We start from the raw sequence: 15,867 nt of genomic DNA, 5'->3' as shown, positions 1-15,867 counted from the left end.
GCGGCCATGCTGTCCCCATGGGTATCTTTCCTCGATCATTCTCCGGAGCGGCCAGGACGGCGGACCGGTGGCGGCAGCATCCCGCCCCGGCCGCGGCGGGTGCCGCCGGTGCGGAGCTGGCAGCGGCCCTGCTGCCGACGTCGTGCGTGGTGTGCGGGGCAGCGGATTCAACGCTCTGCCCGGGCTGCCGGCGCACCGTCCGCCGCAGCGGGACGCGCCCCTACTACGCCCACGAAGCAGCCGAGCTGCTCCCTCAGGCCGAAGCGGAATCAGGCCGCACGTTGTTGGCCGGGGTTGAGCCGCCGGTGCTGCCAGTCCTGGCTGCGGGGCGGTACTCCGGCAGCCTCGCCCGGGTGTTGCTGGCGTACAAGAACCACGGACGAACGGATCTTGCCCCTGTGCTGCGGCCCATACTGGCCGGGGCGCTGCACCGGGCCGCCGACGACGCCGGACGGCACGGTTTGGTGCTGGTGCCCGTCCCGGGAACCGGGCGCGCCCTGCGCCGCCGGGGCTACAGTCCGCTGGGGCTGCTCCTCGGCACCCTGCGGGCCAGGGGGCTGCTCCCCGCCCAAACCTCCCTGCAACCGCTCGTCCGGCAGTCCCGGGGCGGGCCGGGGCGCCTGCTGCGTGCGGGGCATGTGCACGCGGCCGTCCCGGGAAGACCCGGCAAGAGCCAGAAACATCTCGGACGGAAAGGGCGCCGGACCAATGTTTACGGAACTATGACGGCGGGAAAGGCCGGTTTGCTGGCGGGCGTCCGCTGTCTCCTGGTCGATGATGTCCTGACCACGGGGTCCACCATCGCGGAAGCCGCACGCGCGCTGAGGGCGGCCGGAGCACGGGTGGAGGCGGCCGTGGTCATCGCGGCAACCCCGGCTCCGTCACGTGACGCAGGTAACACAAACGGGGGAATCCTAGCCTAAACCGGACGGCTTAAATAATCGGAATGTCCGGAGGTGAATAACCTTGTGCGGTGATCTAACGTGTTGGTATGGATAGCTTCAAGAAGAGGAGCTTTCCTGCGGCAGCGGTCGCAGATTTTGGCAGCGGCCGTTGCTGTGTCACCGAAATCTATTGGAGGGCACCATGGAATTCATGATCAGCGGACGCAACGTTGCAGTATCCGACCGGTTCCGGGAATATGCCGAGGAACGAATCGCCAAGGTCGAGAACCTGGCCAACAAGGTCCAGCGCGTCGACGCACGAATCACCAAGCAGCCCAACGTCCGCGAGGCAGACAGCTCTCTTACCGTGGAACTGACCGTCATCGGCAGGGGCCCGGTGGTCCGGGCCGAAGCGACCTCGGGCGACAAGTTCGCAGCCTTTGACCTGGCCTACGCCAAACTCATTGAACGTCTCCGTCGAGCCAGCGACCGCCGAAAGGTCCACCACGGCCGGCACACTCCGGTCGCCGTGCGGGTTGCCACCGCGGACCTGGATACGGTCAGCAGCAGCGAACCGCTGCACGTGCAGATGGAGAACGCTGCTGCTGCCGCCGATGCCGCCGATGCCGGCTCTGCAGTTGAAGCGGAGGTAGACGAATCCGGAGCCGTTGAGCCCGCGGATGACTGCCCTGTCCTGATCCGGCGCAAGGTTTTCCCGGGTGCCCCCATGAGCCTTGACGCCGCAGTGGACAACATGGAGCTGGTAGGCCACGATTTCTATCTGTTTGTGGATTCCGCCACCGGAGCCCCCTCCGTCGTCTACCGCCGCAGGGGCTGGACCTACGGCGTCATTACCCTTGATTCCCGCTGCGCCGAGGGTTCCGAGGACCTGCGGGAAGAAACGCGGGCCTACCGGCCTTCGGAAGGAGCCGCCACCGCTTAAGAGGCGGTGACGTCAGGCAGTGCCGATGTCAGGCAGCGCCGATATAGGACAGCGTCACTGTAAGGCAGTGACGGAGGCCCCCGGGGCGATGGACCGTATAACCGGCCATTCACCGGGGGCCTTCTGCTGCGGTCCCGCTTTTCAGGGACCGGACGTTTTCAGGGACCGGACGTTTCCAGGGACCGAACGGCGGGTGCCCGGAGTGTCTGAACCTGCACGGCGGTCCGCCTAGGATGGGCTTCATGGAACCAACCCTCACTGCCCGCCAGGCGCGCCTCACGGCACTTCGCGCCCAGGGCTTGGCAAAGGGACGCCCCGGAAAGGTCACCGCCGGTTCGGTGCGCCGGGTCTTTGAGCAGCTGCATCTGCTGCAGATCGACTCGGTCAATGTGCTCTCTCGCAGCCACTACCTGCCCCTGTTCTCGCGTCTGGGGCCGTATGACACTGCCATTCCCGACAGTCTGGCTTCCAGGGCGCCTCGCCGGATGGTGGAGTACTGGGCCCATGAAGCGAGCTACGTCCGCCCCGAACTCTTTGCGGACCTGCGAACCGTCCAGCGCCGCGTGTGGATGACGGCGCATTCGGTTCCCCCCGAAGTCAAGGCAACGCTGAGCGAGCAGATCATGGCACTGCTGGAAGTGTCGGCACCGCTGACTGCGCGGGAAGTAGAGGCGCGGATCGGCGGCAGCAGCGCTAAGCCGGCCGAGAACTGGGGATGGAACTGGCATGCCTCGAAGCGGGTGCTCGAGGACCTCTTTGCCGCTGGACTGCTCAGTTCCGCCGGACGCACTGCCCAGTTTGAGCGGCTGTATGCACCAACCGCCGATGTGCATCCGGCGGGGGCTTCAGCCCTTGAATCTGCCGATCCCCGGGAGGCGGTCCTGCGACTCACCGAAGCAGCGGCCCGGGCGCACGGGGTTGCCACCGTCCGCTGCCTGGCAGACTATTTCCGGCTGCTCCAGGGGGAGACGGCAGAGGCGGTGGACACGCTGGTCAGAAATGGAAAGCTGCAGCGGGTGGGTGTTGCCGGCTGGAAGGCTCCGGCCTACCTCCACGCGGAGGCGGTTATTCCCCGCCGTGCTTCCGCCCGGGCCCTGCTGAGCCCCTTCGATTCGCTGGTCTTCGAACGGAAACGGCTCCAGGCGCTCTTCGGCTTCCATTACCGCCTCGAGATTTACACCCCGCCGGCCGCCCGCCGTTACGGATATTATGTGCTGCCCTTCCTGCTGGGAGACGTCTTCGCAGCCAGGGTGGACCTCAAGGCGGACCGGCTCAACAAGGTCCTGCTGGTGCAGGCGGCACACCGCGAAGAGGGCGCTCCCGCCGATACAGCCGTTGAGCTTGCCGCTGAACTGCGTATGATGGCTGATTGGCTGGGGCTGGACGACGTTATGGTAAAACCATCAGGTGATCTGGCGGGGGCACTGAAACTGGCAGTACGCCGGGAATAGGCCTGCCGGGGGAACCCCTGCACACCGCGAAACGTCTCTCACGTAGACTGGGGACGCCAGAATTAGGCAACACTAGATTGGGAGCAAATCAGTGGCATCACTACTCGAACGGGTTCTTCGTACAGGCGATAAGAAGACGCTGAAGACGCTGCGCAACTACGCCGATGCGATCAACGTGCTCGAGGACGAGTACAGGGGCATGACGGACGCCGAGCTTCGGGGCGAGACGGACCGCTTCAAGGAGCGCTACGCCGACGGCGAAAGCCTGGACGACCTCCTCCCTGAAGCCTTCGCCGCCGTCCGCGAAGCCGCGGGCCGCACCCTGGGCATGCGCCACTTCGACGTCCAGATGATGGGCGGGGCTGCCCTGCATCTGGGCAACATTGCCGAAATGAAGACCGGTGAAGGCAAGACCCTCGTTGCCACCGCTCCCGCCTACCTCAATGCCCTTACCGGCCGCGGCGTGCACATCGTGACGGTCAACGACTACCTCGCGGAATACCAGTCGGAACTGATGGGCCGCGTCTTCCGGTTCCTGGGCATGACCAGCGGCTGCATCCTGTCCAACCAGGACCCCGCCGTCCGCCGCGAGCAGTACGCCGCCGACATCACGTATGGAACCAACAACGAGTTCGGTTTCGACTATCTCCGGGACAACATGGCCTGGAGCGCTGCGGAACTGGTTCAGCGCGGCCACCACTTCGCGATCGTTGACGAGGTGGACTCCATCCTCATTGACGAGGCACGTACTCCGCTCATCATCTCCGGTGCTGCCAGCGGCGACGTCAACCGCTGGTACACCGAGTTCTCCAAGGTGGTGCAGCGCCTGACCCTGGACACCGACTACGAGGTGGACGAGAAGAAGCGCACTGTGGGTGTGCTGGAGGCCGGCATTGAAAAGGTCGAGGACTACCTCGGCATCTCCAACCTGTACGAAGCAGCCAACACGCCGCTGATCGGCTTCCTGAACAACGCCATCAAGGCCAAGGAACTGTTCAAGCGCGACAAGGACTACGTGGTCCTCAACGGCGAAGTCATGATCGTTGACGAACACACCGGCCGCATCCTGGCCGGCCGGCGCTACAACGAGGGCATGCACCAGGCCATCGAAGCCAAAGAAGGCGTCACCATCAAGGCCGAAAACCAGACACTGGCCACGGTGACACTGCAGAATTACTTCCGGCTCTACGAGAAGCTGGCCGGCATGACCGGTACGGCCGAAACCGAAGCAGCCGAGTTCATGAGCACGTACAAGCTCGGCGTGGTGCCCATTCCGACCAACCGGCCGATGGCCCGGATCGACCAGCCCGACCTGATCTACAAGAACGAAATTGCCAAGTTCGACGCCGTCGTCCAGGACATCGCGGAGCGCCATGCGGCCGGGCAGCCCATCCTGGTGGGCACCACCAGCGTGGAGAAGAGCGAGTACCTCTCCAAGCAGCTGGCCAAGGCCGGGATCCGGCACGAGGTCCTCAACGCCAAGAACCACGCACGTGAAGCTGCCATCGTCGCCCAGGCAGGGCGCAAGGGCGCGGTCACCGTTGCCACCAACATGGCCGGCCGAGGCACTGACATCATGCTCGGCGGCAACGCTGAATTCAATGCCATTGCCGAGCTGGAACGGCGGGGGCTGGACCCGAGCGAGAACCCGGACGAGTATGAAGCCGCGTGGCCCGATGCACTGGAAAAGGCCCGCGAAGCCGTCGCGGCCGAGCAGCAGGAAGTCATCGACCTGGGCGGACTCTACGTGCTGGGCACGGAGCGGCACGAGTCGCGCCGCATCGACAACCAGCTGCGCGGCCGCTCCGGCCGCCAGGGCGACCCGGGGGAGTCCCGCTTCTACCTGTCGCTGACCGACGACCTGATGCGGCTATTCAACTCCGGTGCCGCCGAACGCATCATGAACAGCTCGTCCATGCCCGACGACGTCGCGCTGGAATCAAAGCTCGTGTCCAAGGCCATCCAGAATGCCCAGGGACAGGTGGAGGGGCGGAACGCCGAGCAGCGCAAGAACGTGCTGAAGTACGACGACGTCCTGAACCGCCAGCGCGAAGCCATCTACGGCGACCGGCGCCGGATCCTCGAGGGCGGGGACCTGCAGGAAAAGATCGGGTTCTTCCTTGAGGACGTCGTCACGTCGATCGTTAACGAGGCCACGGCCGAGGGGCACGGCGACGACTGGGACTACGAGCAGCTCTGGACCAACCTCAAGACCCTGTACCCGGTGGGCCTGACCATTGACGAGGTTCTCGAAGAAGCCGGAGGCCGGTCCAAGGTCACCCGCGAGTTCCTGCAGGAGGAGATTCTCTCCGACGCCAAACTGGCCTACCAGGCACGCGAAGACGCGCTGGGCGCCCCCGCGATGCGTGAACTGGAACGCCGCGTTGTGCTCTCCGTCATCGGGCGCAAGTGGCAGGAACACCTCTACGAGATGGACTACCTCAAGGAGGGCATTGGCCTGCGCGCAATGGCGCAGCGCGATCCCCTGGTGGAATACCAGCGTGAAGGCTTCGTGATGTTCCAGACCATGACGGAGGCAATCCGCGAGGAGTCCATCGGCTACCTGTTCAACGCCGAGGTAAAGGTGAACCCGCCGGCGGCGGACGTTCCTCCGGCCCTCGCCGGGCTGAAGGACGGCCGGAGCGTCGTCGGCCAGCCGACCATCACGGCTGCGGGCCTTGAAGCGCCGCAGCGGCCCGCCAGCCTGCAGTTCTCCGCGCCCAACAGTGAAGGCGGGGTGGAGACACGGGTCGAGCGGGCGGCTTCGGCCAAGCCGGCGAAGGCCGGTACTGCCGGTACCGGAGGTTCTGCCTCCGTCGCCCAGAGCCGGAAGTCAGCGAAAACTGCCCCGAAAAAGGCCAAGCGCCGCAAGTAACTCCGAGGCGTTTGCCGGCCGGACCCCGGCCGGCAAACGCGTTTCGGCCGGCTAGCCGATCTCCAGGGCCGTAATTTTCCAGAGTCCGCGCCGCAGCTCTATGCGAAGAGCTGCGGCGCGGACTCTGCTTTGTTCCGCGGCAACAACCGTGGCCTCGTAGATCCCCTCGGATACCGGGCAAATCCGGCAGCAGCGGATGACGACCTGCCGGTGCAGGCGCACCGGACGAGCTGCAGCATTTCCCCCTGCGCCTGCCCGGCCCCCGGGACCGGAGCCGCCGCGGGCAGCGGCCGACTCCCTGCTCCTCACCAGATTTGCCCTCAGCTGCAGGCGTTCAAAGCTTGACGGGTCAAGCCAGCGGGCCATCTGCTGAAGCGGGCGGGTCCCGCCGAGAACTTCCAGAGCCGCCTGGATTACTGAACGCGCTATCGCATCCACCCGCGCGTCGTCCTCGGGGTCGCTGTGCCAGCGGGGGACCTCCTGTGCATCGGCACCGGCACCGGCACCGGCACCCGCGCCGGCGCCGGCCGGGGCCGGGGCCGGAACCGGCCGCCGCGGGCGGAGCTTGACCGGCGGCGCTCCCGCCGGGGAGTATCCGGTCACCGGGATGCGGTGTACCGTGAGCGACCGCGGCGCACCGGAGGCTGCGGCGAGCTCATCTGCTGCTTCTTGGACGGGGAAAGTGATCACGGTGGTCATGGCGGCTGTCCTTTCCTGCAGAACCCGTTCTGGACGGGCGGCTGGTGGGGGCTGGGGTGAAGCCGGCGGCCTCACCGGCGGGGCGGCAGTTCGGGTGCTTCGAAGACCTGGCCCGGAATAATCAGGTGCGGGTCAGTGCCGATGACAGTGCGGTTGAGTTCGTACCAGCGCGGCCAGTGGGCAGCTATGTCGGCGTCTGTTGCCAGCGGGCCAAGCTGTTCCGCCGCGAGGCGCCACAAGGAATCACCGGCACGGACAACCACCGTCTGTACAGCCGGGTCGGAGCGTCCGGGACGAATAAAGACGTTGGTGGAAGGATCCTGCGAGCTGGGCCGCCACTGCGGAGTCACGGGGCTGTCCGCGGCAGGCGAGCCGGCAGCGGCCTGCCCCGGACCGCGCCCGGTCAGCTCCACGGTCGGTTCCCACTGCGGATGGACGGCTGCCTGCAGCGGGTGCTGCAGCATGGAGACGCTTTGTCCCGGATTCGCTCCGGGTAACGGGTCCACCGCCTGTGCTGCTCCGGCACCTGTGATGAGGTTGATGCCAAGCACTGCAGCTGCGAGCCGTTTCATAAATGCAGGAGCGAGGGCGCCTGCGGCTGCCGCTGCGGCGGCATGTCCCGCCTTCTGGAGCACCGCGGACAGGACGGCGAGCACCAGGCCCAAACTCCACCACAGGGCGACGGCAAGGCCGGCGGCAGCGGCCGCGAAACCTGCCAGTCCCTGCAGGGAGGACACCGAGCCCGAAAAGAGGGTTGCCGGATCCGGGCGTGTTGCCAGCCCCGACCACAGGAGGACGGCAGCAGCTGCAAATCCTGATACCAGGAGAAGGATGTCCCGCAGGTGGTCTCTCACGCCGTGCCCTTCCCTTGTGGTCGATGCCTGTGTTTGATGCAGTTTGGTGCTGTTTGGTGCTGTTCAAACGCTTTGGCGACGTTTGGTGGCCCTTGTCTACATGCCGGTTGTGCCGCTGTCTAGGGTGATTTTGAGATTGTTTGGCACGAACGGCTGTAGTTGGGCGGACGGGTACCCGTTAGCCTGAGCACATGCGATGGGAAGCACTTTTTGCCGACATGGAGGCCCAAATGGCCTCTGTACACCAGATGGTCCAGGACTCGGAGGTATCCGAACGGCTGCGGACGGACTTTGCCGGCATGGAACTCGCCGCCCGGCTGCACAGCCAAATCGGACGGCACCTGAAGGTGGATGTGGGTCTGCCCGGAGTTTTTGAAGGCGTTCTCAGCCATGTGGGCCGCGGATGGATCGTCCTTCAGGGCCGCAGGTCGTCCGTCGTTGCACTGAACCACGCGGTCCTGATCGCGGGCATGGACCGCTATTCTGCGGCGGAGGCGCCCGAAGCCCGGCTGGGCCTTGCCTCGGCGCTGCGGGGCCTGTCCCGGGACCGGGCAGCGGTGCAGGTGTATCTGGCGGGACAGCCGCCGGCTTCCGCCCTGGACGGCAGCGTTGACCGGGTCGGGAAGGACTTTTTTGAGCTGTCCCTGACACCGCGGGGCGAGCCCCGGCGTGCGGGCAGCGTTCGCGGTGCCGGTCTTGTGCCGCTGCATGCCGTGGCCGCGGTCTGCTCGGCCGGCTAGGTCACCTTCGGCCGGGGGGCTTCGTTACTACTGCTGCGAAGCGGCGCCGTCTGGTGCGTCCTCGCGCTGTACGGCGGCCGATCGGCGGTAGGCCTCGGCGATAAATTCCTCCAGCACGCGGGATTCAACCCGCCACTGGCCCCGGCCCCCGATCTGGATGGCCGGAAGCTCTCCGGACCGCACCAGTGCATAGGTCTGCGACGAGGATATGTTCAACACCTCGCCGACATCGGCCAGTGTCAGGAACCTCTTTTCACCCACGTATCCGCCTCCGCTTCATTCGGCGCTACCGTCCGCCGCACCGTAGCCACCAGTCTCCCATCCAGCCGGGTGCTGGAGCCAAGTTATCCACACTTTGGAATTTCCCCCAAAACACCGTTTCCATCCGCGGATTTGTGGTCAACAATGGCAGCGATTGCACGTCCGGGGCTGTGCAGCCCCGGATTTCCAGTGCTACCAGGGGGAAAGATGAGTCTCACTACTGCTGTGCCGGCGTCTGCGCCGCGCCTGAAAAAACCGTCGTGGAAGGATCCCCGGCTGCTGCTGGGCATCATGCTGGTGCTCGCTTCCACCGCCGGCGTCGTCGCACTCGTGGGATCCGCTGACCAGACCACCGAGGTGTTCGTCGTGGATCGGAACATTCCGGTGGGGACCCCTGTCAGCGCGGAGGACTTTGCCGTAGTGCCGGTGCGGCTCGGCGACGTTTCAGGATCCTACCTTGCGGCGGCCGATGGAGTCCCCGGCGATTCGGTGGCTTCGACGCTGCTGCGGAAAGGCGAGCTGGTGGCCCGCAGCCACCTGGGCACCGCCGACGGACTGGACCGCAAACCGGTGGGGCTGCGGGTTGATGACCTCCTTCCCGCCGGAACAGAGGCAGGGTCCCGGGTTGACGTATGGGTAGCCCTGCCGAATGAGCGGAACGGCTTCAAGGAACCGCAGAAGATCCTTACGGCGGCGGAAATCTCGGAGCTGACCGTCGACGAGTCGGTGCTGGGCGCCAACCGGTCCACGCAAATCCTGGTCCTGGTGGACGAAGAGGACCTCCCCGGCCTGCTCAGCGCTCAGTCGAACGGTGCCAAGATCGCCGTCGTCCAGAACCCGGGCGCGGGCTCATGAATATCCCGGTGGTGACCGTGGGAAACGGCGTCGGCAATCTGGTCCAGGAACTGGAACGGCTCCACGGCCCGGTTACCGTTGTCCGCCGCTGCGCGGAACTGCCGGAGCTGGTGGCGGCCTGCCAGAGCGGGATCGCCCGTGCAGCCATCGTGGCCGACGACGCCGGTGAGGTCACTGCCGCCCTGGCCGAGCGTCTGGCCGCCTCGGGAGTGGCGCTGCTGGTGCTGGCGGATGACGAGGGCGCGCGGCAGCGGCTCAGCGCGCTGAGCATAGCCCACGCCCCCCGCGGATCAGCCGCCGAGATGCTCTCGGGGCTGGTGTCGGATGCCGTCGACGAGCTGGAAGGGCGGACGCCGTCCACACTCCTGGCGGATCCGGCAGCGGCGCTGCGCAGCTGGTCACTGGAGTCCCCGCCCGGAGCGGTCCGTCCGGCAAGCCGCGGCGATGCTTCCGCGGACGGAACCGGGCACGGGAAGGAAGCGGAGGAGGGCGGCTCCGGAGAGGAGGACCGGGAGGCCGGAACGATTGCCGCGGTGTGGGGACCCGCGGGTGCCCCGGGACGGACAACGTTTGCCGTGAACTACGCGGCGGAAGCAGCAGCGGATGGAAAGACAGTGCTCCTGATCGACGCCGACACCTACGGATCTTCCGTGGCGGCAAGCCTGGGGCTGCTGGATGAATCCGCCGGCGTCGCGCAGGCCTGCCGGCTGGCCGACCAGGGGCTGCTGGACCGGCAGTCCCTGCTCCGCAGCACTCTGAGCGTTTCGTTGAAGGGGCGGCGCCTTCTGGTACTGACCGGGGTCACGCGGTCGGACCGCTGGATAGAGCTGCGGCCCACGGCCCTGGGCCTTGTCCTGGAACAGGCGCGGAAGGTGGCAGACCTGATCGTGATCGACTGCGGCTTCAGCCTGGAAGCTGACGAGGAGCTGAGCTTTGACACGATGGCCCCGCGGCGGAACGGCACGACCCTGCGGGCCCTGGAACTGGCCGACACCGTGTATGCCGTGGGGGCAGCGGACTCGGTGGGGGTGCCGCGCCTGGTCCGCGCGCTCGCCGAGCTGGTAGCCGCAGTTCCCGGGGCAGCGCCCCAAGTGGTGCTCAACAAGGTCCGTGCGGCCGCGGTCGGACGCTCCCCGGAACGCCAGCTGCGGGACGCCTGGGAAAGGTTCGGCCCCGGAATCCCGGTTACGGCCTTCCTGCCGGCGGACTTCGCCACGGTGGATGCAGCTCTGCTGGCCGGCTCTGCACTGCTGGAAACCGCGCCGTCCTCGCCGCTGCGGCAGGCCATTGCTGCGCTCGCCGGTGTCAGGGCTCCCACAAGGCGCAGGCTGAGGCGGGCGGTAGCGGTTGCAAAGTGACCTTTTCATCCTTGCGGGATAGGCTCAAGTAAGGCCGCCCGCAAAGAAGCGGGGGGCAAGAAGGCTACAACGGAGGCGTATTACATGTCGTCTGGATCCCGTATTCCGGATCTACCAGGTACCGACGATTCCCTGGATGAATTTATAGGGAACTACTACGAGCATCTGGCAGGGGAAGACGCAGACGGATATCCGCGCTCATCCCTGCGTGAAAGGGCCGAGCGCCACCGCGAGATGGGCTCGCTGCGGGCCGAGGGCCAGGCATCGGTAGCCGTCTTCGACCAGGGCGATGCCAGCATTGTCCTGATCGTCACCGACGACATGCCGTTCCTCGTGGACTCCGTGACGGCGGAAATCGTTCGGCAGAATGCCGCCATCCGGCTCGTTGTGCACCCGACGTTCCTGGTCAGCCGTGACCGGGAAAGCGGAGAACTGCAGGCGGTGCACCGGGTCCCGGCGGCCGCAGGGGTCTCCAGCGGCGACACTGCGGCGCTGCCCAATCTCTCGGCCCTGCTGGGACGGCAGGACGAGACCACCCGCATTGAATCCTGGATAGCGGTCGAGGTCGCGCGCCTGCCTGACGAAGCGCGGCGCGAGCTCATCGGGGGACTGGGCAAGGTCCTGGAGGACGTGCGCCTGGCCGTCACCGACTGGCCCGCAATGCGCGCCAAGGTCCATGAGGTTTCACGCTCCCTCGAGGACGCGGCGAACTGCGGACAGGTTCCCGACGTGCAGCAGGCACGCGAACTGCTGTCCTGGCTGGACAACGGCAACTTCACCTTCCTGGGCTACCGCGAATACGACCTCATCAATGAAGACGGGGAAGACGTCCTGCGGGTCAGCGAGGACAAGGGGCTGGGGCTGCTGCGCCGCGCCTCCGGCGCCGGGCGGGTCCAGCACCTGACCAGTGCAGGCAGGGCAAAGGCGCGCGAAAAGCGCGCCCTGGTCATCACCAAGGCAAACTCACGCTCTACCGTGCACCGTGCCGCCTACCTGGACTACATCGGCATCAAGCGCTTCGACGCGCAGGGCAACGTGAACGGGGAACGCCGCTTCATCGGCCTGTTTTCCACCGGCGCCTACACCGGTTCGGTCCGCAACGTGCCGATCGTGCGGGACAAGGTCCGCGAGGTCATGCAGCGTGCCGGGTTTCCGGCCGATTCACACTCGGGCAAGGACCTGCTCTCCATCCTGGAAACCTATCCGCGCGACGAGCTGTTCCAGATAGACGTGGACGCCCTGCTGGACACCGCCCGCAGCATCCTCCGGCTGCAGGAGCGGCGCCGGACCCGGCTGTTCCTGAGGCCCGACGTTTACGGCCGGTTCATGTCCGCCCTGGTCTTCCTGCCGCGGGACCGGTACAACACCTCGGTGCGCCTGCGCATCCAGGACGAGCTGCGCTCAACGTTCAAGGCCGAGTCCATCGACTTTGAGGCCCGGCTCACCGAGTCTGCGCTGGCCCGGATCTTCTTCCGGATCCGCCTTCCGCGCGGCGCCGAGATCGGGGAACTAGACGCCTCGGCTCTGGAGCAGCGCCTGGTGCAGGCCGCCCGCTCCTGGAGCGAGGGCATCGGCGAGGTGCTCCGCTCCAAGTTCAGCCGCGACACCGCCGGAAGACTCTCGACCCTGTGGGCCGAAGCTTTCCCCGCCGACTACCGGGTGAGCTATGAAGTGGAAGATGCCCTCGAGGACATCGCCCGCCTCGAAGCCCGCGCCGCGGCACCGGACACCGCTCCCGAACTGTTTGTCTATGTTCCGGAACCTGCCAAGCGCAGCGGCGGTGAGGACGCACGGCTGAAGCTCTACCTGCTGCAGCCGCGCTCCCTGTCGCAGATCCTGCCCATCCTGCACAACCTCGGACTGGAGGTGCTCGACGAACGTCCCTTCGAAATCAGGAGGGGAGACGGCACCACCTTCCACCTCTATGACCTGGGCCTGAAGTACCCCGCGGGCATGGACCCGGAAAAAACCGGATCACTGCTGGCCGAAGCTTTCGGCGCCGCCACCACCGGCGCCAGCGAGTCGGACTACTTCGACCGGCTCATCATGGAGCTGGGACTGTCCTGGCGCCAGGTCGTGATCCTGCGCAGCTACGCCAAGTACATGCGCCAGCTGGGCAACACCAATTCCTATGGCTTCGTCGCCGGCACGCTGCGGCGCAACCCCGACGTCGCACGGGCCCTGGTGGGGCTGTTCGAAGCACGTTTCGACCCGGACCTGTCGGAGGAGGAACGCACTGCAGCTGAAGAAGCGGCGCGCAACGCCCTCGATGCCGGCCTGGAGCAGGTACCCACCCTGGACGCCGACCGGGTCCTGCGCACCGTGGCGAACCTGATCAACGCCACCCTGCGGACTAATTTCTATCAGGACAAGCCGTACGTCAGCTTCAAGCTCAACACCGCCGTCATCGAGGGTGCGCCCTTCCCCCGGCCAAAGTACGAGGTCTGGGTCTACTCCCCGCGGGTGGAAGGCGTCCACCTGCGCTTCGGCGAGGTGGCACGGGGCGGTCTGCGCTGGTCCGACCGGCGTGAGGACTTCCGCACCGAAATCCTCGGCCTGGTGAAGGCACAGACGGTGAAAAACGCCGTCATCGTGCCCACCGGAGCCAAGGGCGGCTTCTACGCCAAGCAGCTGCCGGATCCCGCTGCCGACCGCGGCGCCTGGATGGAAGAGGGCAAGGAAAGCTACCGCACCTTCATCCGCGCCCTGCTGGACATCACCGACAACCTGGTGATTTCCGACGGCGTCGAGCAGGTGGTGCCGCCGCAGCGCGTCGTGCGCCACGACGGCGAGGACAGCTACCTCGTGGTGGCCGCGGACAAGGGCACAGCGTCCTTCTCCGATATCGCCAACGCCCTCTCGGCGGAGTACGGCTTCTGGCTCGGCGATGCCTTCGCTTCCGGCGGCTCCGTCGGCTACGACCACAAGGCCATGGGCATCACGGCCCGGGGTGCCTGGGAGTCGGTCAAGCGCCACTTCAGCGAGCTGGGAGTGGACACGCAGACCGAGTCCTTCACCGCCGTCGGGGTGGGTGACATGAGCGGTGACGTCTTCGGCAACGGGATGCTCCTCTCCGAGCACATCAAGCTGGTGGCGGCGTTTGACCACCGCCACATCTTCCTGGACCCCAACCCCGACCCCGCCGCCTCGCATGCGGAGCGGCGCCGGCTCTTCGAACTGCCCCGGTCTTCCTGGGCCGACTACGACGCCTCGCTGATCAGCACCGGCGGCGGAGTGTTCCCGCGCCAGTCCAAGAGCATTCCGCTGAGCCCGGAGGTCCGCGAGGTCCTGGGCCTGGAGGAATCGGTGACGAAGATGAGCCCGCCGGATCTGCTGCGGGCCATCCTCAAGGCCCCGGCCGACCTGCTCTACAACGGCGGCATCGGCACCTACGTGAAGGCATCCACGGAGACCAACACCGAGGTGGGGGACAAGGCCAACGACGCGATCCGCGTGGATGGACGCGACCTGCGGGTCAAGGTCATCGGCGAAGGCGGAAACCTGGGCATGACGCAGCGCGGACGCATTGAAGCGGCGCGCGCCGGAGTCATCCTTAACACCGACGCGATCGACAACTCCGCCGGCGTGGACTGCTCCGACCACGAAGTCAACATCAAGATCTTCGTGGACCGGATGGTGGCCGCAGGCCGCCTCGACCCGGCCGAGCGTTCCGAGTTCCTGCATTCCATGACCGATGAAGTCGGCCGCCTGGTCCTGCAGGACAACAAGGACCAGAACATGCTCCTGCTCAACGACCGCCGGCATGTCGTCGAGTGGAGCCCCAGCTTTGAGCGGCTGATGGACTGGCTCGAGAAGCACGCGGACCTGAACCGCGAGCTAGAAGCCCTGCCGACCAACGCCGAGCTGCGGGCACGGGTGGCAGCCGGCGAAGGCCTCACCTCCCCGGAGCTTTCGGTGCTGGCTGCCTACGCCAAGATTGAACTGACCAAGGCCCTGACCAACTCCGACCTGGCGGACGATCCCTACTTCGCCGGCACACTGCGCCGGTACTTCCCGAAGCAGCTGGTGGAGCGGTTTGACGACCAGCTCGACACCCATCCGCTGCGCCGCGAGATCATCTCCACGATGGTGGCCAACGACATCATCAACATCGGCGGGATCACCTTCGCGTTCCGCGTGATCGAAGAGACCTCAGCCACCGAGTCCATGGTGGCGAGGGCGTTCACCGCCCTCCGGGAAATCTACGAGATCGACGGCGTCATCGAGGTCCTCAACGGACTTCCGGCGAGCTTCTCCACGCAGAAGTGGACCACCATCCACCTGGACATGCGCCGGCTGCTGGACCGGGCCGTACGCTGGTTCATCAATCACGTGGGGCGCGGCAGCACCATCGACGAGGACATCGCGGCCTTCAAGCCGGTCATCGGCCCGCTGCGCGCAAACCTGCTGGACTACCTGCAGGGAGCGGACCGGGAACGGTTCCAGGCGGCCCTGAAACGGGCCGGCGAATGGCAGCTTCCCGAGGACCTGGGCACCTACTGGGCGGAAATGTTCGAGAGCTTCGGGCTTCTGGACATCGCGCTCCTGGCGGCCAAGCGGGTGGAAGAACCGGCGGCGAACATTGCCGGCGTTTACTTTGTCCTCTACGAGCGGTTCGGCGTTGATGACCTGCTGGAGCGCATCACCAAGCTGCCCCGGGGGGACCGCTGGCAGGCGCTGGCCCGGGCGGCGCTGCGTGACGACCTGTACTCCACCGTGGCAGACATGACCGTGGCTGCCCTGAAGGCAACGGCCGGACAGGCGGGGGAGGATCCGCTGAAGCGGGTGGACCTGTGGGCCGAGGAGAATGCCGACAATTTGGAACGTGCCCGGGTGATGTTCGACGATGTCAATAAGCTCGAGCACGACGACATGGCTTCCCTCTCGGTTGCCCTGCGGCTGCTGCGCTCCATCGTTCGACGCTAGAAACAACTAAGAAAAAGAGAC

At 66.3% G+C, this 15,867-nt stretch carries 11 protein-coding genes; 8 read left to right on the top strand and 3 right to left on the bottom strand.

The window, feature by feature from the left end; genetic code table 11:
• The first annotated feature begins 17 nt into the window (after positions 1-17).
• From M1D40_RS13165 to secA, 4 genes are all read left to right on the top strand, one after another.
• On the top strand, positions 18-923 hold the full coding sequence (locus tag M1D40_RS13165) for a ComF family protein (protein ID WP_461169113.1): 906 nt from the start codon (positions 18-20) through the stop codon (positions 921-923).
• Between the two features lie 163 nt (positions 924-1,086).
• On the top strand, positions 1,087-1,827 hold the full coding sequence (gene hpf / locus M1D40_RS13160) for a ribosome hibernation-promoting factor, HPF/YfiA family (protein ID WP_461169112.1): 741 nt from the start codon (positions 1,087-1,089) through the stop codon (positions 1,825-1,827).
• A gap of 242 nt (positions 1,828-2,069) precedes the next feature.
• Complete coding sequence (locus M1D40_RS13155) at positions 2,070-3,278, top strand: winged helix-turn-helix domain-containing protein (RefSeq protein ID WP_461169111.1); 1,209 nt, start codon at positions 2,070-2,072, stop codon at positions 3,276-3,278.
• A 91-nt stretch (positions 3,279-3,369) separates the two neighbouring features.
• Positions 3,370-6,153 (top strand): preprotein translocase subunit SecA, encoded by a 2,784-nt coding sequence (gene secA, locus M1D40_RS13150; protein WP_341393555.1) that lies wholly within the window; start codon positions 3,370-3,372, stop codon positions 6,151-6,153.
• Between the two features lie 51 nt (positions 6,154-6,204).
• Here the strand turns inward: secA and M1D40_RS13145 are convergent, their stop codons facing one another.
• Together M1D40_RS13145 and M1D40_RS13140 are read right to left on the bottom strand one after the other, a co-directional pair.
• Entirely contained in the window at positions 6,205-6,852 is a 648-nt protein-coding gene (locus tag M1D40_RS13145) for an Rv3235 family protein (RefSeq protein WP_461169110.1), read from the bottom strand.
• 71 nt (positions 6,853-6,923) lie between these two features.
• Complete coding sequence (locus M1D40_RS13140) at positions 6,924-7,706, bottom strand: LysM peptidoglycan-binding domain-containing protein (protein ID WP_461169109.1); 783 nt, start codon at positions 7,704-7,706, stop codon at positions 6,924-6,926.
• 230 nt (positions 7,707-7,936) lie between these two features.
• On the opposite strand from M1D40_RS13140, the gene M1D40_RS13135 reads away from it, so the two are divergent.
• Positions 7,937-8,446: a hypothetical protein gene (locus M1D40_RS13135; protein WP_461169108.1), complete on the top strand. Its 510-nt coding sequence runs from the start codon at positions 7,937-7,939 to the stop codon at positions 8,444-8,446.
• Between the two features lie 27 nt (positions 8,447-8,473).
• On the opposite strand, the gene M1D40_RS13130 is transcribed toward M1D40_RS13135, so the two are convergent.
• Complete coding sequence (locus M1D40_RS13130; RefSeq protein WP_461169107.1) at positions 8,474-8,707, bottom strand: helix-turn-helix domain-containing protein; 234 nt, start codon at positions 8,705-8,707, stop codon at positions 8,474-8,476.
• A 207-nt stretch (positions 8,708-8,914) separates the two neighbouring features.
• On the opposite strand from M1D40_RS13130, the gene M1D40_RS13125 reads away from it, so the two are divergent.
• The 3 genes from M1D40_RS13125 (at position 8,915) to M1D40_RS13115 (ending at position 15,846) form a co-directional block, all read left to right on the top strand.
• Positions 8,915-9,562 carry an SAF domain-containing protein gene (locus tag M1D40_RS13125; protein ID WP_341393559.1) on the top strand — a complete coding sequence of 216 codons (648 nt, stop codon included), beginning with the start codon at positions 8,915-8,917 and terminating at the stop codon, positions 9,560-9,562.
• A complete protein-coding gene (locus tag M1D40_RS13120; protein ID WP_461169106.1) occupies positions 9,559-10,920 on the top strand; it encodes an AAA family ATPase in 1,362 nt (453 codons plus the stop codon). Before M1D40_RS13125 ends, M1D40_RS13120 begins: the two co-directional genes overlap by 4 nt.
• Before the next feature lie 84 nt (positions 10,921-11,004).
• Entirely contained in the window at positions 11,005-15,846 is a 4,842-nt protein-coding gene (locus M1D40_RS13115; protein WP_461169105.1) for an NAD-glutamate dehydrogenase, read from the top strand.
• Positions 15,847-15,867 lie beyond the last annotated feature (21 nt).

This window comes from Arthrobacter sp. Z1-15, assembly GCF_054792395.1.
The sequence above is the reverse complement of the archived record's forward strand: the minus strand, read 5'-3'. Positions and strand labels throughout refer to the sequence as shown.